Source organism: Virgibacillus kimchii, assembly GCF_055379185.1.
Genome location: NZ_AP043951.1, coordinates 2,984,932 through 3,008,077, shown reverse-complemented (window position 1 = coordinate 3,008,077; position 23,146 = coordinate 2,984,932). Strand labels below are relative to the sequence as shown.

16 protein-coding genes are annotated in these 23,146 nt (G+C 37.4%); 15 read left to right on the top strand and 1 reads right to left on the bottom strand.

Annotated features, from left to right (window positions below):
• Nucleotides 1-420: 420 nt before the first annotated feature.
• From ACZ42C_RS14365 to ACZ42C_RS14345, 5 genes are all read left to right on the top strand, one after another.
• Nucleotides 421-831: an MBL fold metallo-hydrolase gene (locus tag ACZ42C_RS14365; protein ID WP_461183639.1), complete on the top strand. Its 411-nt coding sequence runs from the start codon at nt 421-423 to the stop codon at nt 829-831.
• 46 nt (nt 832-877) lie between these two features.
• Entirely contained in the window at nt 878-1,189 is a 312-nt protein-coding gene (locus ACZ42C_RS14360) for a zinc ribbon domain-containing protein (protein WP_461183638.1), read from the top strand.
• A 157-nt stretch (nt 1,190-1,346) separates the two neighbouring features.
• The gene (locus ACZ42C_RS14355) at nt 1,347-1,580 is read left to right on the top strand and encodes a hypothetical protein (RefSeq protein WP_461183637.1); all 234 of its coding nucleotides are present in this window, start codon (nt 1,347-1,349) and stop codon (nt 1,578-1,580) included.
• 379 nt (nt 1,581-1,959) lie between these two features.
• Nucleotides 1,960-2,808, top strand: a complete 849-nt coding sequence (locus ACZ42C_RS14350) for a pyridoxamine kinase (RefSeq protein ID WP_461183636.1) — start codon at nt 1,960-1,962, stop codon at nt 2,806-2,808.
• A gap of 394 nt (nt 2,809-3,202) precedes the next feature.
• Nucleotides 3,203-3,541, top strand: coding sequence for a DEAD/DEAH box helicase (locus tag ACZ42C_RS14345; RefSeq protein WP_461183635.1), 339 nt, complete (start codon nt 3,203-3,205; stop codon nt 3,539-3,541).
• A gap of 21 nt (nt 3,542-3,562) precedes the next feature.
• On the opposite strand, the gene ACZ42C_RS14340 is transcribed toward ACZ42C_RS14345, so the two are convergent.
• The gene (locus ACZ42C_RS14340) at nt 3,563-5,227 is read right to left on the bottom strand and encodes an IS1634 family transposase (protein ID WP_464891279.1); all 1,665 of its coding nucleotides are present in this window, start codon (nt 5,225-5,227) and stop codon (nt 3,563-3,565) included.
• Between the two features lie 138 nt (nt 5,228-5,365).
• On the opposite strand from ACZ42C_RS14340, the gene ACZ42C_RS14335 reads away from it, so the two are divergent.
• The 10 genes from ACZ42C_RS14335 (at nt 5,366) to ACZ42C_RS14290 (ending at nt 23,123) form a co-directional block, all read left to right on the top strand.
• Entirely contained in the window at nt 5,366-7,186 is a 1,821-nt protein-coding gene (locus ACZ42C_RS14335) for a RecQ family ATP-dependent DNA helicase (RefSeq protein ID WP_464891367.1), read from the top strand.
• Nucleotides 7,187-7,201: 15 nt separating this feature from the next.
• A complete protein-coding gene (locus ACZ42C_RS14330) occupies nt 7,202-8,320 on the top strand; it encodes a DNA-processing protein DprA (protein WP_461183011.1) in 1,119 nt (372 codons plus the stop codon).
• 428 nt (nt 8,321-8,748) lie between these two features.
• Nucleotides 8,749-9,318 carry a restriction endonuclease subunit S gene (locus ACZ42C_RS14325; protein ID WP_461183012.1) on the top strand — a complete coding sequence of 190 codons (570 nt, stop codon included), beginning with the start codon at nt 8,749-8,751 and terminating at the stop codon, nt 9,316-9,318.
• Between the two features lie 18 nt (nt 9,319-9,336).
• Nucleotides 9,337-10,929: a type I restriction-modification system subunit M gene (locus ACZ42C_RS14320; protein WP_461183013.1), complete on the top strand. Its 1,593-nt coding sequence runs from the start codon at nt 9,337-9,339 to the stop codon at nt 10,927-10,929.
• Entirely contained in the window at nt 10,919-12,142 is a 1,224-nt protein-coding gene (locus ACZ42C_RS14315; protein WP_461183014.1) for a restriction endonuclease subunit S, read from the top strand. The genes ACZ42C_RS14320 and ACZ42C_RS14315 overlap by 11 nt, the downstream gene beginning before the upstream one ends.
• A gap of 22 nt (nt 12,143-12,164) precedes the next feature.
• Nucleotides 12,165-15,323 (top strand): type I restriction endonuclease subunit R, encoded by a 3,159-nt coding sequence (locus tag ACZ42C_RS14310; RefSeq protein ID WP_461183015.1) that lies wholly within the window; start codon nt 12,165-12,167, stop codon nt 15,321-15,323.
• A 516-nt stretch (nt 15,324-15,839) separates the two neighbouring features.
• Nucleotides 15,840-16,244 (top strand): GIY-YIG nuclease family protein, encoded by a 405-nt coding sequence (locus tag ACZ42C_RS14305; RefSeq protein WP_461183016.1) that lies wholly within the window; start codon nt 15,840-15,842, stop codon nt 16,242-16,244.
• A gap of 150 nt (nt 16,245-16,394) precedes the next feature.
• Nucleotides 16,395-20,735, top strand: coding sequence for an AAA domain-containing protein (locus ACZ42C_RS14300; RefSeq protein ID WP_461183017.1), 4,341 nt, complete (start codon nt 16,395-16,397; stop codon nt 20,733-20,735).
• A gap of 102 nt (nt 20,736-20,837) precedes the next feature.
• On the top strand, nt 20,838-22,367 hold the full coding sequence (locus ACZ42C_RS14295; RefSeq protein ID WP_461183018.1) for a TerB N-terminal domain-containing protein: 1,530 nt from the start codon (nt 20,838-20,840) through the stop codon (nt 22,365-22,367).
• Nucleotides 22,368-22,484: 117 nt separating this feature from the next.
• Nucleotides 22,485-23,123, top strand: a complete 639-nt coding sequence (locus ACZ42C_RS14290; protein ID WP_461183019.1) for a hypothetical protein — start codon at nt 22,485-22,487, stop codon at nt 23,121-23,123.
• Nucleotides 23,124-23,146 lie beyond the last annotated feature (23 nt).

The following is a 23,146-nucleotide window of genomic DNA, read 5'->3' as shown; positions in this document are numbered from 1 at the left end:
GGTAATATTTCAGTCGGGCAATTTCCGGTTCCTTCGTTTCAATAAATTTCTTCCAAGCTGCAACAAGAAGTAGAATTATATGTTTCTCAATCATGAGTTTGGTTCTTTATTTTGGATTCGGACAGGATACTACCTGGCTACATCCATGATAAAGAACCTTTTTTTGCAGGAATTACCAAACTTTACTTGGATTTAACCTTTGTATTCTACAATGTCCGTAGCAATTATTTATTAACGATGTAATCAATGAAAGGAGCGTTTGTACTGAGACTGCATCTACTCACGTTTTTGCCATTGGAAGAAAACTGATGTGCTTTTTAAAATGAGGTGTAGTTTAATTAGGGATCTATTAATTCTTGAATTTCGTACTTATTATTGAGAAAGTCAGCAGTTTATACAAATAAAGGGGAGAGAAATTAAATGAAGATATTGCGTCTTGGTCATGCGATGTATATGTTTACAAGTTCAAAGGGAAAAAAGTATCTGGTTGATCCATTTATAGATTTGAACCCGGGATTTCCACAGCATTTGGATCACAAGGACTTTTATGATGAAATTGACTGTGTGTTTTTGACACACGGGCATTTTGATTATACAAGCGGGCTTTCTAAAGTAGTTGAAAACAATCCTGAGATAACCGTTGTTGCCCAATATGATTTGGCCATGATTCTTCTGCAAAAAGGCATTAAAAATGTACTTTCTATGAATCTGGGTGGTTCAATGTCCTTTGAGGATCTTACTGTCACAATGGTTCAAGCAAAACATACATCCTCATACGGGGAAACGGAAGGAACTCCAATATACGCGGGGGAGGCGGCTGGTTTTATTTAAAGGACATCTTTCATAAAGCCAGCCATTTGTCAGCATTCCGCATGCCATGTTGATCAACATGATTACATACAAGGCGGAAAAATGCGGGGTTCGTGTTATAACAACAGAAGAATCGTACACATCAAAAGCGAGTTTTATAGATGGGGATGATATTCCTGTATTTGATGAAAAGAAGGATAAACCTGTATTCACTGGAAAACGAGTGAAACGTGGGCTTTATCGTACTTGTAAAGGATTACTGTTAAATGCCGATATAAACGGAGCAGCCAACATATTAAGGAAATTTGTGAGCAAGTTACCACAAAAACAAGCGTTGACTGCAGACTCCGTGAATGTTTGGCAACCCAAGGTTATTTAAAAGAAGTACCAAAGGCGAGACCGATGGTATAGAGGGGCTGGGTGTAAATAGATCACCAATGTGACAGCTCCACTGACGTTAAGCGGCGAATATGTCGTCACGTTAGAAACCCCTACTTCAAATTTTCAATCAGAAAATTAAGTGGTGGGAGTATTCATTGGATGTTCAGTATGTTATTCCAAGCCATACATTTCCGACGAAAAAAAGTGCTGTATCCTCCGAGACGCTTGATCAACTATTGAACGCTTTTCCCATCGTGGAACATATGATAGATAAGGATAATGATTTGAAACAGTTATTACATGATTATCATCAAACAGAAGTGGTGACCATGGGGTACGGAGAGGAAACTAAGTTTGAGAAATTAGTAAGAGGTAATATCAATCAATAATGAAGCTTCGTGTGGGCTAAACTGGCTTTCTTTGGTGGAAGTCAGTTTAGCTTTTTATTTTAGCCTATTAAATAAATATGATACAACAATGGAAAATATCGAGACTATTATTCAGTACCAGATTTATGCTACGATGTATAATTCCAATCCAAACAGCCTGTAATCATGGAAGCAGGTATAGATACGTTATGATCCTATTAATTATTATTGGAGGTGGATATAAATACGGATTGTTCAGATACTCCATTGTTCATTGACATTCTATCAAGAAGAGCATCTCCATCGATGATGTTCTATTTTTTTGAAGAAAGTTTTATACTTCGCACCCAAGTTATATGATAAAATAGAAAAAGTTTTAGTTGTTCCATTGGAGGTTATCATGAAAAAAGTTGCTGTATTACAGGATTTATCATCATTTGGAAAGTGCTCACTCACGGCAGCATTACCAGTTCTATCTGTGATGGGTGTGCAGGCAAGTCCTTTACCAACTGCTATTCTTTCTGCGCAAACGGAATTCCCCAGTTATTTTTACGAAGACTTAACGTCAAAAATGAAGCATTTCACAGAGGAATGGACGAAACTCGGCGTAACGTTTGATGGCATATTTACTGGATTTGTGACCGGCGGGGAACAGATTAATAATATTTTTCATTTTTTGGACCGGTTTCATGGAAAAGAAACGACATTGCTTGTTGACCCGGTAATGGGAGATGATGGTGAGGTCTATGACAACTTTGATGAGGATTTATTGGCAGGCATGAAAGAGCTTGTAAAGCATGCTGCTGTCATCACACCTAATGTTACGGAAGCTTGTCTATTATCCGGCATGTCTTATGAGAAATTACATAGCTATTCCAATGAGCAGGACTATATGAAAGCGTTGGAAGAAGTGGGAAAGCATCTGCAGCAGGAGACGGATGCCCGGGTTATCATGACAGGTGTAATCCCTCCAACAACAGATGCTGATAAACTATATATAGGAAATATGTACGTAGATGGAAGTGAATCCTTTTATCAAGCGATGGAATACAATGGAAAAAGCTATTCCGGTACCGGTGATTTATTTGCATCGGTCATCATAGGAAGCATGATGCGCGGAGAAGATATGAAAAAATCTGTGGAGCTGGCAGTGGCATTCCTGACAGAAGCTATTCATGACTCCGTGTCTGAAGGTGTCCCTGAAATAGAAGGCGTTCATTTTGAGAAGTATTTGAGGATGTTGATTTAGGATTAATGGGGAAAAGAGTAAGGTATCTGTCCCGGACGGCTTATCTTTTGGGCAGATACTTTTTTGGACACGAGGGAGATTCTTTGTACTTACTGCTATATCTTTAATGAATGAACAAGGTGCCTGCCTTTTCTAATTATTTCTATGGATGAATCTATTATAGAAAACGGTCTCCCAAGCAAGGGCAATGGTAGAGGTATTGGTGTAGCGATTGTTTCTGATAAATTATGACCCTCAAAATAAGTTGTATAAACAGTAGATTCGTTAATTACAATGCTCAGCAGAACCACACCCCTGCTGAGCTTTTAATATTTTATATGTATCTTGCAAAAAGACTTGAAAAATAGGAAAATAGTACTAAATAATTTAAAAAAATTTAAAAGGGTGATAAATATTGTATCTAAAAGAATTACAACAGGTATTTGGTACTAATGCTACTTTCCGTGATGGTCAGGATAGAGCTATCGATCGTATTCTACAGGGGAAAAGAGTTCTTGTTGTTCAGAAGACAGGTTGGGGGAAGAGCTTGGTTTACTTTCTGGCAACAAAGATTTTGCGTGAGCGTGGGGAAGGTGTCACACTTATTATTAGTCCATTATTGTCACTTACAAGAAATCAAATGGATAGTACAGAGAAATATGGAATTGTTGCAGATTGTATTACCCGAGTTCTACAGCCACTAGGTAAACATAAAGCCCTCAATCCCTTGACACCCAAAGGATTGAGGGCTTAAAAAGACATACTTATTGTGTTACTAGCTCTTAGGCTGAATATCCAAGATTTCTGGTGGCAAGTTCACCCCAACTTTTTGAAACACTTCCTTTTGCTTAGCTGTAGGGGTTGTTGTGCGGTAGAGATCTCCGTCGTCTGTAGTAAAATGCCCTACCTGCATCCGTTGCATCTCTCTACGTGTAGACTCCCAGCTTGCGTTCGTTTCCATTTCAATAAGCCTTACAAGTAACAGTGCCAACCAACTAATGATTACATGTGCTCGAATCCGGTCTTCCAAGCGATGATACATGGGGCGCAATTTCAGCGTGGACTTCAGTGTGCGAAAGGCATCTTCCACTTGAAGCAGCTGCTTATACCCCAAGGCAATATCTTCAATCGACAGCGTGTCATCTGATGTTCTGATTAAATATTTGCCGTCGTATTTGCTTGCATCGCGGATTGCCTGCTTATTCAATTTCAGCGTGCCGTCTTTCAATTGACGGATATATTTGCCATACACTTTATGTGCACGGAGTGCACACGCCTGTTTACGGTGGGCTTCATTGGGCAGCTGCTTTAAATTCTCCAGCTTCCGTTCAATCGTTTGGACAATCTGGTCTCTTTGATGTCTGTCACGTTCAGCTTCTTCAGGGTTAAAGGCAATCACATAACGTTTTCTGGCTTCGCCATCTCCCACAATGGATTCCTTTACCTGAAGGTTGTCACGAATCGTATGGAAACGACCACGTTTACTGAGGGCGGCTTCCACATCCTTTTTACCTGAACGCATACGTTCCCCAATAATGTAATGACCGGCACCCCGCTGAAGGATACGCAGGTTTTCTTCGGAGGAAAAACCACGATCCATCACTTGTACAATGCGTCCCAGTCTCCAGCCCATAAGATCTTTTTTCACTTCTTCGATGACATTCATATCCATCGTATTACCGGGCCAAGTCCACACTTTAATTGGAATACCTTCCCGTGTCACGGCAAGTCCAATCACCGTTTGTACAAGGTCAGATCGTTTATCCTTCGAATAGCCCTGAAGGCGGAACCGATCATCTTCAGCTGTTTCATCCGGATTGACTTCAAAGTAGCTTGATGTGGTATCAAAGTAAAGTAGATCCACTTCCAGGTTGAACAGATTGGAAACATTATCAAACACACGATCCTCAAGCTGGCTCTGTACAGCAAGAAGCTCGTCCATAGCACGGTATAGCTGATGGCTCTGAATCCGGGAAAGGCCAGGCATATAGACATCCTCTGAAATCCATTCTTCCATTCCCAATTTACTTGTAGGAGCGAGTCCGCGGTTTGCGACCATGGCGAAAATCGCACGTTCCAGATCCATCTCATGGTTGCGGTTGCGGAAAATATCTTTCAGGATCGTATCCATGCCGAGCTTTTTCCACAATTGGTCAAACAGCCAAACACCACCCAGCCGTTTGGCGGAATGAAATAAAAACTCCGCTGCATCGCTAATTTTTTGCTTCGACTTCAGCGCTTCCTCCGGAGTAAGGAATCGGCTAATACTTTGGGCCAGTCGTTCAAGTACGGCCATATCGACTTTATCTTCACGGCCGAAAGAGTATATCACCTTCGCTTTCGCATATTTGGCCTTCGAATCCCACTCATTATGAGCCAGCTGAATGTACGAAACCTTTGATCCATCTTTATTTTTACGGGTAACTCTTCTTATATACATGCCTATATTATACCAATTTAACATTGGTGTGTAAAGGTAAATATTGTAAATCGTGTGCCTATTAAAGTTTAAAAAATTAAGAGGCACTAATCCACAGAAAGACTGACCTCATCGAGAATCCAGTTTATCCACAAGTGAATTTGTGCCTATCTACTGTCGAACTCGGGTATTAATGGACAATTTAACAAAACAAAAGAGGAAAAAATGAATGTTATAAAACTTTGCAATTCTAAGGAATGCGATGTACTCTTTATTACCCCCGAACAACTACAGAATGAAGGTTTTGTTCAGCTTTTATCCCAACTTGAAGTAGGATTATTTGTAGTTGATGAGGCGCACTGTATATCAGACTGGGGACATGACTTTCGTCCAGATTATAGACGTATCCATCGTCTTCTTCAAATATTACCCAAACCGATTCCAGTACTGGCAACAACAGCGACTGCAAACGATCGAGTCATTAAAGACGTTGCAACTCAACTTGGAGAGTGTGATGTTATCCGTGGTGATCTACAGCGAGAATCACTATATCTGCACAAGCTTCATTTACCAACTGCAGAAGAAAAGTATGCCTGGATTGCAAAGAATCTAAAGAAGCTAAAAGGTTCAGGTATCATTTATGCTACGACAGTTAAAGAGTGTGAACGTCTAGCAATATGGCTTCGTCAAAAAGGAATTGATGCCAATGCTTATCACAGCCATCTTAGTGAAGAAGCGAAGATCAACTTAGAGAATGGGTTAATTAATAATGAACTTAAGGTTCTAGTTTCCACGATTGCTCTGGGAATGGGATATGACAAGGAGGATATTAGCTTTGTTATTCATTACTACACACCTAAATCAGTTGTCGAACATTATCAGCAGATTGGCAGAGCTGGTCGCGGTATAAAACAAGCGGTTTGTGTACTTCTTTATGGCGGAGAAGATGAAAATAGTATAAATGAACACTTTATTTATAACTCCTTCCCTAAGGAGGAACATATTTATCAAGTACTCAATTACTTAAGCGAAAATGACGAAGTGAAAAAGTCGTCACTTGAGCATGAGATAAATATTAAGACGAAAATACTTGATCAAATTTTAAAGCTTTTATTGATTGACGGTATTATTGAAAAGGACTCGAAGTCTCGTTATTTCCGAACATTGAAACCGTATACCTCCCAACAGGGTTATTATGATTCAGTTATTGATATAAAGGTTCGTGAATATCAGGAATTATTGCAATTTCAACAAACGAAGGAATGCCAAATGGCTTTCTTAACAAAGGCGCTAGATGACCCCTATTCTAGACGTTGTGGAAAATGCAGTACATGTTTAGGAGAAGATTGGGATTTTACGGAAGATAATTTGGCTTACCTCGAAATTGAGAAGGTATCCAAGTTCTTTAGGATGAATTATATTGAAATTAAGGCTCGAAAAAAATCCTCAATCACAAACAAAAAATTAGCATTTATTCATCAGGAAGGACTTGCTTTAAGTTATTATCATGAACAATTAGGACAAGAGGCACGTCATGGTAAATACGTGGCTAATGAATATTCTGATATACTTGTAAAGGCTTCAGCCGATAAACTAAGGCGCTTCTTAGGAGAAAAAGGAATCAATATTAGAGGTTTAGTGATTGTTCCTATACCTTCTAATCGGAGACCTGATCTTGTACCGGAGTTTGCACAACGACTAGCAAAAGCATTACAATGTAATTATGAGCATATTCTAGCTAAGAAAGAGGATGAGCCTGAACAAAAAATGCTGCTAAACAGCCAACTACAAGAACAAAGTATTCGGGATCATTTATATATACAAAAAGAAGTATATTTACAAAATCAACATATCCTTTTAGTTGACGATTTTGTAGATTCAAAATGGACTTTCACAGTAGCAACTGAAATTCTTGGTGAAGAATATGATAATATTACTGTAACTCCGTTTGCTTTGGCAGATACGAGCGGAAGTGATTAAATTGAGGTGTACTTAATGGAATTTACAAATAATGAAATAGCCACTTACTTATTTTGTGCGCAACTTGCACAGACAAAAACAAAACCATTAACCATTTTAGAGTGGAATACAGTTGTAAAATCATTAAGAGAACAAAATATGGAACCAGAGACATTGCTTAAAATAACCTCAAATGATTTACTTAAAATCCTAACAAATGCAACAGAAGCACAAAAAGAAAGAGTTATTAAAAAAATTACAGCCCGACAAAAACTTGGTATGTCTATGTTGGAACTTAAGGAAATCGTTCATCAAGGCTATGGAATTATGTTTCGTTCCCAGATGCCTGTTCGATTAAAAAAGTTAACACAAAAGTTTCTCCCAGCTTTCTTTTATTATGCAGGTGATCCATCCATTTTGTTACATCGCAGTTTAGGTGTGGTTGGAGCACGGGGTGCAAACAATATTGAATTACAGCAAACAGTTGAAATTGCAAAAGAAGCGGCTTTAAATGGAGTAGTCATTATATCAGGTGGCGCAAAGGGGATCGATACGACAGCAGTCGAGGCTACCTTGAAAAATGGTGGAAAAGCAGTGGTGTTTCCTGCTGATGGGTTAGCTAAATGGATCAAAAAAAGTACAATAAGACATTATGTTCTAAATGGAAACTTACTTTTAATGTCTACGCAAAAGCTTGAGGCGCAGTTTACAGGTTGGTATGCAATGCAGAGAAATAAATATATCCATGCACCATCTGATGCTGTACTCGTTGCTTCTTCAAAAATATCAGAAAAAAGAACAAGTGGTACGTGGGAAGGTGTACTCGATAATCTTAAGTTTAAATGGTCCCCATTATACGTCATAGGTAGTAGTGAAGGGGTAGAAAAATTAAAAGCTGAGGGAAATGCAAAACAGTTTACCTCCATAGAACATATATATAAGCAACATAAGTCTAATGAAATTGATGAAGAAATCGCTTCATTAATAAAACTTGCTAAAGCAAGAGGTTTTGATAGAGAAGCACTGGACAAAAAGTTTAAAGAGATTTCGTCTTATTACTACAGGGAAGACATGATGAATGAACTAGGTAAGGAAAGAAACGCTTCGCAAAAACTTGTAGCATATGAACAGTTAAGTCTGGAAGAATATTCTTGAGTTAATTTGATAGTTAAGGATTGGTTTGAATGATAACAAGCAGGTGGGCTCTTTGTTGCTATTCATTGCGACGAAGGGCTTTTTTGTTATTTTGCAAGTGAATGAATTTTCATAATAATTAACACGTTGTGTCCTAAGATATTTAGAACAATAAGAAGGAAGCACCTACACTGTATAATTGTAGTTGACTTAAAGTCATAAGAAGATGAAATTATTGGAAATAGGCAGCTGATAAATGAAGAAAGAGTGTGATCGAAAGGAAATTGAGACTTATACCATTTGGTTATTATGAATTATACTTTATACCCGCTAATTAACAAGTAATTCTAAAAAATTACAGAAAAGCGTTGACGGGTCAGTTTATGAGTGTTATGATCCAATTACGGCTTAGTAATTTTTAAGAATTACATAAACGGGGAGGGTGGGATATGAAACTTGAAAATGTTGTAACAGTAAAAGTGGGAAGAAATCTTTCCAGGGGAAATGAGATACATAATCAATCTTTAGAAACTTATTCATACGAGGATTTAACGCATGATTTAGATGGCTTATTCCTCAACTCGAAATCCAGTAATTCCAAAGAAAACGAAAGTGAGAAAGACAGTTATTTGAGTAAAACTGGAGAAGTTGTATTCAGTTTTGTCAGTTCAAAAGCTGCGATAGTAAGCGATGTGAATGAAGGAAAGGTTATTAATCAGAACTTTGCCAAACTCCTCATTGAACACGAAAACCTAGATTGTAGCTATTTATGTTATGTGTTGAATGAATCACCATCCATGAAGAAGCAAATGGCTATTTCCATGCAAGGAAGTACCATTCGAAAATTAACACCATCTATTCTAAAAGCATTGAATATCCAACTGCCAAGCATGGAGAAGCAAGAAACGATAGGGAGAGCTTATCTGAACTTAAAGAAGCGACAAGCTTTAGCAAAGCAACAAGCAGATTTAGAAGAACAACTGTACTTAGAAGTACTGAAGCAATTAGAACAAAATTAGAGAAGTGAGGAAGATATGATGTCTGAATTAAATTCAAGATTATTTAGTGCTGCAGATAGTTTGCGTAGCAAAATGGATGCATCCGAATACAAAGATTACCTACTGGGATTAATTTTCTACAAGTACTTATCGGATAAGTTATTAGTGAAAGTTGTGGAATTAGCTGATGAATCACCGGAAGAGTATAACATACAAGAAAAACAAACCACATTATATCGAGAATTATTAGCAGATGAAGATGTAAAAGATGACCTGGTTGAAACGTTAATCGATACGTTAGGACATCATATTCAACCGGATTACTTATTTAATGTATTAGCTGATCAAGCAAAACAAAATACATTTCAATTAAACGATTTAAACAAAGCGTTTGTTGATTTGTCTACAAGTTACGATCAATTTAGTGGGTTGTTTGATGATGTAGATTTAACTTCTAAAAAACTAGGGTCAGACGATCAACAACGAAATATTACCATTTCAGACGTTTTGAAGAAATTAAGTGAGATTGATGTCATGGGACATAATGGGGATGTCATCGGGGATGCGTATGAGTTCTTGATAGGCGAATTTGCTTCCGAGGCCGGAAAGAAGGCCGGCGAATTCTATACACCAAGTAAAGTATCGGACATGATGGCGCAGATTGTCGCAATCGGTCAAGAGGATAGAAAGTTATTTAGTGTTTATGACCCAACGATGGGATCGGGTTCGTTGATGCTGAATGTACGTAACTATATTAATCATCCAGAAAGTGTAAAGTACCACGGGCAGGAACTAAACACAACAACTTACAACCTGGCGAAGATGAACTTAATCTTGCATGGTGTTCGAAAAGAGGATATACGACTGCGTAATGGCGATACATTAAATAAAGATTGGCCGACAGATGAGCCTTACCTGTTTGATTCTGTTTTAATGAATCCACCGTACTCAGCAAAGTGGTCATCAGATCAAACATTTTTAGATGATTCCCGCTTTAATCGTTACGGCAAATTAGCACCTAAATCAAAAGCAGATTTTGCCTTTCTTTTACATGGATACTACCATTTGAAAGATTCGGGAACAATGGCGATTGTTTTACCACACGGTGTATTGTTCCGAGGGGCTGCAGAAGGTGTGATCCGTAAAAAATTACTGGAAGATGGTAGTATTGATGCTGTTATTGGGATGCCAGCAAACTTATTCTTTGGTACGTCCATTCCAACAACCGTGATCATTTTAAAGAAAAATCGTACAACTCGTGATGTATTATTTATTGATGCAAGTAAAGAGTTTGAAAAAGGAAAGAACCAAAATAAACTTACCAAAGAAAATATTGATAAGATTGTCGAAACGTTTAAGAACCGGGAAGATGTGGAGAAATATGCTCACTTAGCTTCATTTGAGGAAATCAAAGAGAATGATTACAATTTGAATATTCCACGCTATGTTGATACGTTTGAAGAAGAAGAACCAGTGGATATGGCTACGCTAGGGTCGTCCATTAAAAACATTCGAAAAGAAAAAGAAGAATTAGAATCTAGCTTGTATGAAACCATTTCTTCACTACAATTTGATAAAGAAAACGAAGAATGGATTAAAGGTGCGTTAGGGGTGTTTAATCGTGGAAAATAAGCGTATACCAGAGATAAGGTTATCTGGGTTTAGTGGAGATTGGGAAGAGCGTAAGTTAGGGGAGATTTCTGAAAAAGTTACTGAGAAGAATAAAGATAATAATTATTCTGAAACACTTACAAATTCAGCGGAGTTTGGAATTATCACCCAACGTGATTTTTTTGAAAAGGATATTTCCAACAAAAAGAACTTAAGTGGTTACTATATTGTTCATCCAGATTATTTTGTTTATAACCCAAGGATTTCTAATTTTGCTCCAGTAGGTCCAATTAAGAGAAATAAGTTAGGAAGAACGGGCGTAATGTCACCACTGTATTATGTGTTCCATACGCATGACGTAGATAAAACATATTTAGAATACTACTTCTCAGGTAACAATTGGTATAAATTCATGAAATTAAATGGAGATTCTGGTGCTAGGTCAGATAGATTTGCTATCAAAGATTCTGTATTTCGTGAAATGCCTATTCCTATCCCTTCAGGAGAGGAACAAGCCAAAGTCGGAACCTTTTTTAAACAACTGGACGCTACTATTGACCTTCATCAGCAAGAATTAACCACCCTCAAACAAACAAAACAGGGATTCTTGCAAAAAATGTTTCCAAAAGAAGGAGAGTTTGTTCCGGAACTTCGTTTTCCGGGATTTACGGGAGATTGGAAAGAGTGTAAGTTGGGAGAAGTGTTTGAACAAACTACAAATTACGTCAATCCGAAAGAAGAGAATCTTGAATTATGGAGTCTAACTGTTGAAAAGGGCCTAACACCAAAAACAGAGCGCTATAATCGAGAGTTTTTGGTTAAAAAGGAAGACCAATTCAAAGTTGTCTCAAATAACGAATTTATTTATAATCCGATGAACATGACTTTAGGTGCGGTTGATTTAAATTTAACTGGCAAAAAGGTTGCAGTATCAGGTTATTACATCACAATGAAGACAATTGATAACTATGACAGCAAGTACTTTGGTGTCTGGCTAAAAACACCCTTAGCGATCAAGAGTTATAAGCTATATGCAACAGGTTCTCTAATTGAAAGACAGAGAGTACAGTTTCCAACGCTATCACAGATAAAGACTTTAGTTCCTTCAAAAGATGAACAAACAAAAATCGGCGACTTTTTCAAACAATTCGACGACACCATCGCCCTTCATCAACGAGAATTAGATACCTTAAAAGAAACGAAAAAAGCATTCCTACAAAAAATGTTTGTCTAATCGAATAGAGAGGAGGGAGAACATGGCTAATTTAAACCACAACGATGAAGCCGAAGTGGAAAGTCGGCTAATCGAAGTGTTAGGGGAAGGATATAATCAATGGAATTATCGACCTGATTTAAAGTCGGAAGAAGACCTTTGGAATAATTTACGCAAAATAATCACACAAAACAATTTATCTGAAATTGGAGAACATCCAATTACGGATAAAGAATTTGACACAATTAAAACAGAGCTATTATTGAAAACAAAAACCCCCTTTGATGCTGCTAGATGGCTCAAAGGGGAGAATGGAATTGCCCGTATTACCATTGAACGTGAAAATGCTTCTTTAGGTACGATGCCGTTGGTATTGTATTCGAATCATGATATAGGCGGAGGAATCTCTACATACGAAGTTGTTCACCAAATTGCAAAACAAAAAGCAAATGTTGAGGATCGTGATCGTCGCTTTGATGTAACGCTCTTAATCAACGGCTTACCCATCGTGCAAATTGAATTAAAGCAAGCGAGTGCCAAAGATGGTGTGTTCCAAGCGTTTAATCAAATTAAGAAATATGCAGAAGAAGGGATGTTTCGAGGGAATATCTTTTCCACAATGCAACTATTTGTGGTTTCCAATGAACAAACAACTCGATATTTTGCGAATGCGATGCCAAAAAATATGCACAAGAAGTTTCTGTTTAGTTGGCGAACCACCGACAACCAAAAAGTAGAAAATCTCTATGAGTTTGTAAAACAGGTTTTAAATATACCAGATGCACACCGGTTAATTGCAGAGTATACAATTGTCAGTGAAGACCAGGACAATAAAACATTAATGGTATTACAACCGTACCAAATTCATGCCATCCAGGCTTTATATAAATCTACAATGCAGCATAAGTCCGGGTTTGTTTGGCATGCAACAGGTTCTGGAAAAACATTAACCAGTTTTGTGTCCACCAAATTATTGGCTCAAAAGCCAGGTATCGATCGTACCATTATGCTTATAGACCGCAAAGATTTGGATAACCAAACGACATCAGAGTTCACGAAGTTTGCTTCGGAATATAATACAGGTATTTCTTCTGGTAATGCGAGGTCGAATAGTTTAATTGTCGGAACTGGCAGCGCAAAAGAATTAAGCAGTACATTGCTTTCAGATGCTAATACGAATACAGTCATCATTACAACGCGTCAAAAGTTAGAGTCTGCTTTACGTCACGCACAAAAAGTAGAAGAAAGGAAAGGTACACAGCGATTTAAAAAACTACTAGTGCAACATATCGTTTTTATTGTAGATGAATGTCACCGTGCGTTAAGTGCAGAAGGAATGGAAAAAATGAAAGGATTCTTTCCAAATTCCACTTGGTTTGGTTTTACAGGAACGCCGATTTTTAATGTCAATAAAAAGCAGGCGAAAGGACAATTAGCACGCACCACGCGTGATCAGTACGGAGATGTTTTGCATACCTATACGATTAAAAATGCTTTAGAAGATAGTGCTGTATTAGGATTCCAAGTTGAGCATGAAGATACGATTGAACCAACGTCATTAAATAACTATATTTACGATCAACTCCGCCAAAGTGAGAAGTATGCCGGAGCAACCGATACGAAAATAAATAATGTGATTGATCAGATGGATGACATCGAGAAAGAAGATTATATTGCACCTTCTTTTTTCGAGAGGGACGAGCATATCCAAAAGGTGATACGAAAGATTTTCCGTCCGGATAACGCTTATATGAAATTCGATTTTGAAAATGGCCGCCCGCAGAAATCTGCCATTCTTACAACCAGTTCCATCAAGATGGCGAAGCGTTATTATCATGCCATTAAAGAAATGACGAAAGATCCGGATTGGCTAAGGAAAGAATTTGCTGATCATCCGATAAGAAAAGGGCGTACCATAGAAGATCCGGACTTTCCACGGATTGCTATTACGTATTCTTTAGAAGAAAACGAAGAGCATGCATCAGAAAATCAAGATGAAATGAAACAAATTATGAAAGACTATAACGATTATTACGATACAGCATGGTCCCTGGAAAGTGTTGAACGATATAATGGCGATATTAATAACCGACTAGCTCGGAAGAAAGCAGAGTTTAAAGAGTTCGGGAAACAAATAGACCTTGTCATTGTTGTCGAACGCTTATTAACAGGCTTTGATGCACCAACTGTTCAAACGCTTTTTGTTGATCGAAATTTAAGTTATGCGAATTTAATTCAAGCTTTTTCTCGAACAAATCGAACATATCCAGAAAAGACAAAAGGGTTAATCGTAACCTTCAGAAAGCCTTATACGATGGAGAAAAATGTACAAGAAGCAATAAAGCTCTATTCCGATGAGCAAGAAGAGTCTACATTGATTTATCCGACGTATGAAGAGTCAAAGAAACGATTTAAAAAGGCGCATAAAACATTACGGAAGATTGCGCCTAATATAGAGGACATAGATGAACACACCCATATGGAAACGCGAGTTGAATTTGTGAAGGCATTTCAAGAATTAAATAATTCTTATGAAGCGTTAGTCACCTATAACGAATATAACGATGATATGGAGTATTCCAATACACTTCAAGATCAAGTCATGACGATAGAAGAATCTGTAGGCATATATAACACCGTTAAAGGATCTTTGATGGAAGAAGAGGAATCTGGTGAACCAGAAGCTGATTTCTCTGATATCGAATTCTACGGGGAAAATGCAGCTAAGATTTATGATATCGATGCAAGCTATATTGATAAATTATTAGAAACATACTCCGCCAACAATAAAAATATCCGTGATGATATTGAAAATGCGCTCCAAAAACTAGAGAAAGCAGAGAATGTTAAAAATGTGTACCGATCCATTTTAAATGCGATTGATAATAAAGAAGTAGATGTAGATGAAGACATTTTTATCGTTAAAAGAGCATTCTTTACGGAAGAAAAAAATAAAGCGGTTGCAGACTTCGCAAATACATGGTTTGTGGAAAAAGATGCACTGCATTTATCCGCGATTCAGTATGTGATCGGAATGGATCCCATTCCGAATATTAGTGACATCTTAAACAGCAGGGATTTTGATAAGTATAAGGCGATAAATCCTGATGCAAAACCATTGAAATATGGACCGGAGATGAAGCGTGAGTGGAGAAAGGTATTGGATGGACAAGTTGTGCCATTGAGGGATGAGTTGAGGTAGAGGTGGTAATTGTTATATCTATAGATTGCTATAAATAAGTTAATAATATAGGTTTAACCAATAAAGAAATAGGGCGATTAACAGTATGTATCATAAGCAAGTACATTGCTTGATAAAAGAATTAGAAGCTGATGATCTAATGCTTGTAGGAAAAGTGGCAGCTACTAAATATATTTATGCTCCATCAAGTATGGTAGTGTCTCTTTTCCTAATTAATACCAGGTAAAACGTGAATAGAGTTCCGTAGTTAGGTGAAATGGCTAAAATTGAAATAAAATATAAGAAGGGGGAGTATTTATAATTAGACATTTTGGGATAAATATACGTAAAAAGTCAGATGGCTTAAAACTAACAAGAGATAATTACATAAAAGTAAGTAATAAAAGTTCGTTACGTAAAGGATATGTGTACTCTGATTCATTCATAAATAAACATATAGAAAATTGTTTATACAATTATGATTTGAATATAGAGTATTTTCGTTCATTATCTAAACAGGAATTTAATAAGGAACTTATGGAATTTGTAAGTAAAACTAAACTGTTTAAAGAAATTACTGATCTTGCTCCTTTTGATCGTATCTCCGGATATTACATTATGGTACTAGATGAATACACCCAAGCTTATATTGGTAGAAGTACTAATATTAAAAATCGTATTATGTCTCATTGGAGTAAACAAAAAGAATTTGATCGATTGGTATTTGGAGGAAAAGAAAAATCTATCTTATCGATAGACAGCTTTAGAGCTTATGATACAACGAGAATATTTGTTTACCCAACTGATAATCAAAAGCAAGAAGATTATTTCATTAACTTATTCAATAAGAAATATCTTTTAAATAGAACTAAAGGTGGAAGTTTGACTGGGTTAGGAGAAGCTATAGCTAATGGAAAAACTAGAGAACTGGATTTAAACTAAAAAAATCTTGGGAAGCAAGGGGACGGTTATATAATAATAGAAGACTATTCACTCCCCTTACTTTATAGCCTATAAAGCATAACTTTATGGTAAAATAGAACTAAATATAACATAGAAAAAATGCAATTCAATACAGGAAGAAGGGATGACATGACGACAGCCACTCAATCCAAAGTCTCCAGGATATTTGAATACCTCCTAGCGGTAAAGAATATGAATGAACGAACCATTTATAATATAGGTGACTATGAAAAACACTGGTGGCAGACGGAACTTCCGGATACGGAAGGCTGTTTCCTTGGGGGAACAGGTGAAGTGGAAGAAGCGTGGTTAGAAGTACATAAGCAAAGAATCATGGAGGCTCCAGCCCCGCCTAAAAGCCTGCATCACTGGATAAGTGATTGGAAAAACCCAGTTCTCCATCCAGAAAAAGTCGTATCCAGGTCTCGCGGGATCGATAGGGAAAATGACCAGGAAATTTTTGAGAAATTTGAGGATGACGAAAAGCGGGTAGCCGATTACGAGGAATGGTACGAAGAAAGGTGGCTTCCATGGGCAAGAGAGACAGCGCCAAAAAATGAAATACAAAAAATATATGATTATCTCTTTACGTTACATCAGCAGCTTCAACGTGAAGGAGAGGATTTAGAAATAGCTTGGGGACACGGTCTTTTCAACTGGGAAATCAATGGTCTTAAAATCCGCAGACATTTACTCGTGACAGCGTTAGAGCTACAATTTAATGCGAAAAAAGGAATGTTTACTTTAAGCCCAACCAGTAAAGGTACTGAGCTGGAAACAGATATGCTGCCGGCCGAAGAAGTTCCGAATATGGCACGTATCAATGAAATGGAGCAGCAAGTCAAAGAGTCGGATATTCACGTATGGAATGAAGAGTCGATTCGACCATTCTTAAGAGAAGTCGTTCACACAATTAGTTCCAAAGGCTATTACAGTATGGAAAATGAAGTGCCGGAACAATTAAAAGATCCAGTAATTACATATACCCCAGCATTATTTCTCCGAAAAAGTAGCGGTCGAATTTGGCAAAAGGAATTAGAAACAGCGATTGAAAAAATCAATAATGGTTATTCAGTTCCTACTCCAATTAAGCAACTAGCGATCAGTTCAGATAACGAAGCATTTTCTGAAGGAAGGGAAGAAATCTCTGCAGAACAATGGCCTGCTGTTGGAGAACAACTATTATTTCCGCTTGCAACGAACAATGAGCAGAAACTGATTGCTAAGAAGCTTGCTTATCATGATGGGGTACTTGTTCAAGGGCCTCCTGGGACCGGCAAAAGCCATACGATCGCTAACCTGATCAGTCATTTGCTCGCTCATGGAAAGAGAGTATTGGTAACAAGTGAAAAAGGAAGGGCATTGGAAGTACTCAGGGACAAAATCCCGGAAGAAATCCGTTCACTGTGTGTAAGTGTTCTGGGTGGTGACTCCCGCTCTGTAAAAGAAATCGAAGACTCGATTAAATTCATTGCGGAGAGTCTGGATAGCCAACAACCGGAAACGTTGCAACAAGAAATAGAACGTTTAAAAACAGAGTTAGATCAAACGAAGCGGAATATTGCTAAGATCAATTATCAAATAAATCAGACCGCTGAAAGAGAACATACACCAATTAAATTAGGCGGCGAAGAATTTACACCTCTTACGGCATCTAAATGGTTGGCCGATTATCGTACATTCAATTTCATACCGGATAATATTAGCTTGGAAGCCGAATTTCCTTTCAATGAAGAAGAATGGAAAGAGTTCTTTAATTTACATGGAAGGATCAACCGGAAAGACAGAAAAATGTTAGAAAAGAACATTTTAATTACGGATGAAATCATGCAGCCAGAAGACTTCACAGCAAATGTGACCGAATTCCAATCGCTGAAAGCAGAGCTGGCAGAATATGAATCAATCGTTTTCAATTGGAATAAGGAAGCTGAGTTTAAATTCTCCGTGCAGGAGAAGGCAATGGAATTTGAAAAAGTTACCGGACAACTGCAAGAGATAAAAGAAGACAAGTGGCGAAATTTGTTATTGAAAGAAATGCTCCAATATGAATCAAGAAAAGAACGATGGCAAGGATTTTATGAGCAAATGTATCAGGAAGTTACATTAATTGATGAGCTTCGCCAAAAGCTGATTGTAGACGATATTAAGCTTCCGGATGAAAACTTGACTGTATTACGTGAAGATCTGGAAGTGATCAAAGGACGGCTGGAAAATAACAAGTCGATTGGTTGGATGTTCAAAAATATACTTGGCAGGAAATACACCTATATTTTTGAAGGATGTAAAATCAACGGTCTAGAAATTCGCAATAAAGAAGATGTGGATAAAGTACTTGCTTATATTAAATTGAAAACAACAACTCAACAACTTGTACTTCGTTGGAATCGGATGTTAGAGGAATATGAAGGCCCGCAGTTGGATGAATATCAGCGTCGTTTAACGACTACCCTTAAGAGATTATTAGACCAAATCGAACAAATCATACAGTGGGAAGACAAAGTAACACATGCTTATGCTCCGATTAAGAAAGCTGTATTTATTCCAAGGAAAGCTGTGTGGGACCAACTCGAGTGGTTTAACTACCTTACAAGCGGTCTAACTGCTCTTCATCACCAAGAGCAGTTAGACAGGATTCAAGCTGCATTTGATGAGAATGAAGCACTTATTAAAGAAACGATTGCAAAAGCCGGGAACCTCGATCTTATTGACAAACTCTGGAAGGCCTGCCAGGAGAAAGATGCTGCTTTATGGAAGAAAGCTTGGAATGAATTGAAACGATTAGAGAAACTCAACGAGACGTATCTTCACTATAATAAATTACGAGAAAAGTTAGCGAGAGTCACTCCACTTTGGCTTAATGAGCTGGATCAGTCGGGTGGTGAAGGCAATCCGTTGGTTCCTCCGGAGAATACAAAAGAAGCTTGGAAGTGGAGCCAGTTGAATTACTGGTTAAAGAAAATGAAGCAAGAAACAACGATGGATCAACTAAATGAGGAATTACAACTAGAGTTCAAAAACGAGTCCAAACTTATTAAACAGTTAGTCACTGCATCGACCTGGAAGTCACAAATTGAACGTACGACAAGGGAACAGAAGAGAAGTTTATTCGCTTGGTTAAATAATATAAAGCGTATAGGAAAAGGTACAGGGAAATATGCGAGTGCCTATAGAAAAGAAGCGAGTAAAGAAATGTCAACGGCACGGGGAGCTATACCAGTTTGGATTATGCCGATTAGAAGTGTTATCGAGAATTTCGATCTAAATACTGAGCAATTTGATGTGGTGATTGTCGACGAAAGCTCTCAGAGTGATTTATTTTCATTGAGCGCTTTACTACGGGGTAAAAAAGCTGTAGTGGTCGGGGATGATCAGCAAATTAGTCCAGAAAGTGTCGGAACGGACATTAGCAAGGTACATGGTTTGATTGAACGTTATCTAAATGATATTCCAAACCGTCTTCAATTTGAAATGAAAACAAGTCTGTATGATACAGCGAGCAGGATTTTCGATAGCAAGATTATTCTTCGTGAGCATTTTCGCTCTGTACCGGAAATCATTCAATTTTCCAACGATCTTATGTATGGCGGGATGATTGATCCTCTCCGTCTACCGATAGGAAAAGCTGTTTTAGATCCCCCTGTTAAGGCAGTCCGGGTACCGGATGGATATCGGAAAGAAGACACGAGAAAGGCGATTAATGAACCGGAAGCAGAAGCAATCGTAGAGAAAATCAAACGTATGGTGGAAGATGATAAATATAAAGATAAATCGATTGGAGTCATTTCCCTCCAGGGTCACGATCAAGCAAGACTAATTGAGAATCTGCTTCGAGAAGTAATTGGAGAAGAGGAAATGATAAAAAGACAGATTATTAGCGGTGACTCATATTCTTTCCAAGGGGACGAGCGAGATGTTATTCTCATGTCGATGGTGGTAGCACCTAACCTTCGTATTGGTACAATGACAAGAGATTCGGACTTTCAACGTTTTAATGTAGCAGCAAGCCGGGCACGCGATCAGATGATTCTCTTTCACTCTGTAGAACTCGGCGACTTGAATCCACAGTGTACGCGATATCGTTTGCTTGAATACTGCAAAAACCCTCAACGCGTACAATTGGAAGTTGATGAAGTCAAAGAAGAATTTGATTCACAATTTGAAGAAGAGGTTTTCCGCCTGATCAAAGCACGAGGATATCGCGTAGTACCGCAAGTTCAAGTTGGAACACTTGGTAAGAAAATCGATCTTGTCGTCGAAGGGATGAGAAATCGACTTGCCATCGAATGCGATGGTGACCGCTGGCATGGCTTGGATAAATGGGAAGAAGATATGGAACGCCAACGGATCTTAGAAAGAGTTGGATGGACCTTCTGGAGGATACGGGGTAGTGAGTTTTATCTGAACAGAGAAAGAGCATTAGATCCGCTTTGGAGGAAGCTGGAGGAGATGGAGATAGAGCCAGTCGGGTGAGATAGAGACAGAGGCCGAGCCCCTCTGTCTCTAAATGTGCATTTTCAGAAGCGACTATAATATTAACTAAGAAATTGTTGTAAATTATGGGGAGGGTTCTAAATGGGGCTTTTGGATTTTTTTAAAAAGAAAAAGAAATCTACTAAACAATTAAACCAGAACGGCATTGTATCTTCTAAAAGTAATATGTCAAATGATTTTGTTAAATATTTCCAGGTCCATCCTGACATAAAAGAATTGATCTGGATAGAAAATGGGCCTAAGAAAAATTTCTTTCCACCTAAAAATACAGAAGATGTATTTCAAATAGGTGATTTTACTATTACTTTTACGATGACAGGTAGGGAAGAACCCAGTCTTATAGATATGAACCTGGAAGTGACCCAACTTGGAAAAAGGCAACAAGTAAACTCATTACCATACTATCCAACCTATAAGGAACTTACTCCACAACAAAAGTATACTTATTGGGACTTTCTTTCTAACCCTTACCAGCCTGTAGAGGATATTGGTTATGTTTTTATTTTATACTATGGCCTCGAACGGCACTTACTTATAGATAAATATGAGAAGGCAATAAATGCAATTATTAAATTGAGGGAAGTTCATAAAAATAGATCTTTTCAATTTTACTCAGGAAATGCGATTGTATTATCTTGTATGCTGCATCAAAGGGCAGATATAATGCAAGTTTTCTTGGAATCTTTAGACCAAGACTATAAAAAAGGTTTTTCCGAAAAGCTATATCTACTTAGTTTCTACAGTTTTATGGAACCTATGGAAGCCGAAGATGTTATGCGACTTTCGAAGGTATTTGGTTTTTCGAAAACAAATTATATTAAAGGGTATCCTGAATTATTCAGCAAAACACTCCAAAGCAGGATAATAGAGAAGTTTGGTACAAGCGAGGTCCCATTAAATCAAATTCTTTCTAACCTTAATCGTTTACCTGCAGAACAAATGAGATTATTTGCAAATACTTCGTTGATGGATGAAACAATAAATTTCCCGGATATAACTGCTTCAGATGGAGTGCAGAAAGTAATGTTTAATTTGCTAAATGAAACGCATGAGCGTGTAAAAAAACAGTTAGCTGAAATGCGAAAAAACAATGTGGCTCCTAAAAGAGAAGAACAACCTAAAAAGCTGAAAAAACCACTAAAATTTGATTACGTTAAAGAAGCTCATTTACTGGATGAGTTGAAAAAGAATAAAAATAACCCAGTTGACAAACATTTTGTTTATAACCAGCTTCAGGACTTCTACTATAAATACAGGGAGCTAGATCCTGTGTATGTGGAAGAGTGTATTAAATATTGTGAAGCTGATATACAGTTATTAGATCAGTTAAATGAACGGTACGTCAAGGAAAGTATAGCGAACTTAAGCTATATGGAAAGGACACATTCTAAAGAAGAATATAAGAATGAAGTTCAAAAAGTGAAGAAACAAAAATTCCAAGGAAGAATACCTGCTTTTAGTCGATTAGCGATTATATATGAAAAAAGAAAAGACTATGACTCCGCCATAAAAATATCAAACAATGCCATCGAATACTACAGTGATCAAGGCATGAACACGTCAGAATTTGAAAAGAGACTTAATAGATTGAGGCAGAAAGTGAAGGTTTAGAGTTAAGCTGGAAAAATTGCAGCACATTACTTTTAGAGACAATTCTAATGCTGTTTTCTTCAAGCAAGTGCTATGATAGAAGTAATAGATAAACATTTTCATAGAGGATGTGATGCATTGCGTGAGTTGCATCGAAATATAAAAGTACGTGTCAAATTAAAGACTCAGCCCCCTTTAAGACATCAAGTTTATATTGAAAGCGTACCCATGAAAATATTGGATTTAGTGGATGGCTATTATACTCTTCATTTACAGAGAAGAAGTACACATCAACAATTAGAAATACGTATGCTCATTGACAAAAACATTGTTATGAATAAGGAAAGTATAAAGCGGGATATCACCACGATTAACTTTAACAAAGAAACTTTTGATATTGTCATTAACAGAGATTATTCTATTCCAAATATAAAAAAAGAAGAAAATATGTATGTGATCAGATATAAATCAAATCAATTTCAGTTAAAAGTAGAAGTTATTAATCGGTTAACCCCAAATTATTATGAAAAATTAGTGCAAACTTACATAAAGAAAAAATCTAAAAATAAAAAAGGGACAATCAGGAAGCGTCCAAAGAATATCCACAAGAAACAGAGAAGACAAATCACAAAAGAAGAATTATTACGTAGAGATTTTTATGAAGCTGATCAATATCGATATACTTATTCACCAAACAGTGATGGCGAGCGTTCGAGCAGGGAAGTTTTTGGTGGGAATGTAGGGAACTTTTCTCGAGGAAGAAGGAAAAGGAAATAGCGAATGATGAATATCTAATTTGC

Excerpts from the sequence above, each read along its gene's own strand:
- ACZ42C_RS14300 (WP_461183017.1), top strand. The coding sequence starts at position 16,395 with ATGACGACAGCCACTCAATCCAAAGTCTCCAGGATATTTGAATACCTC.
- ACZ42C_RS14340 (WP_464891279.1), bottom strand. The coding sequence starts at position 5,227 with ATGTATATAAGAAGAGTTACCCGTAAAAATAAAGATGGATCAAAGGTT.
- ACZ42C_RS14295 (WP_461183018.1), top strand. The coding sequence starts at position 20,838 with ATGGGGCTTTTGGATTTTTTTAAAAAGAAAAAGAAATCTACTAAACAA.
- ACZ42C_RS14365 (WP_461183639.1), top strand. The coding sequence starts at position 421 with ATGAAGATATTGCGTCTTGGTCATGCGATGTATATGTTTACAAGTTCA.
- ACZ42C_RS14310 (WP_461183015.1), top strand. The coding sequence starts at position 12,165 with ATGGCTAATTTAAACCACAACGATGAAGCCGAAGTGGAAAGTCGGCTA.
- ACZ42C_RS14320 (WP_461183013.1), top strand. The coding sequence starts at position 9,337 with ATGTCTGAATTAAATTCAAGATTATTTAGTGCTGCAGATAGTTTGCGT.
- ACZ42C_RS14360 (WP_461183638.1), top strand. The coding sequence starts at position 878 with ATGTTGATCAACATGATTACATACAAGGCGGAAAAATGCGGGGTTCGT.
- ACZ42C_RS14350 (WP_461183636.1), top strand. The coding sequence starts at position 1,960 with ATGAAAAAAGTTGCTGTATTACAGGATTTATCATCATTTGGAAAGTGC.
- ACZ42C_RS14330 (WP_461183011.1), top strand. The coding sequence starts at position 7,202 with ATGGAATTTACAAATAATGAAATAGCCACTTACTTATTTTGTGCGCAA.
- ACZ42C_RS14305 (WP_461183016.1), top strand. The coding sequence starts at position 15,840 with ATGGAATTTGTAAGTAAAACTAAACTGTTTAAAGAAATTACTGATCTT.
- ACZ42C_RS14325 (WP_461183012.1), top strand. The coding sequence starts at position 8,749 with ATGAAACTTGAAAATGTTGTAACAGTAAAAGTGGGAAGAAATCTTTCC.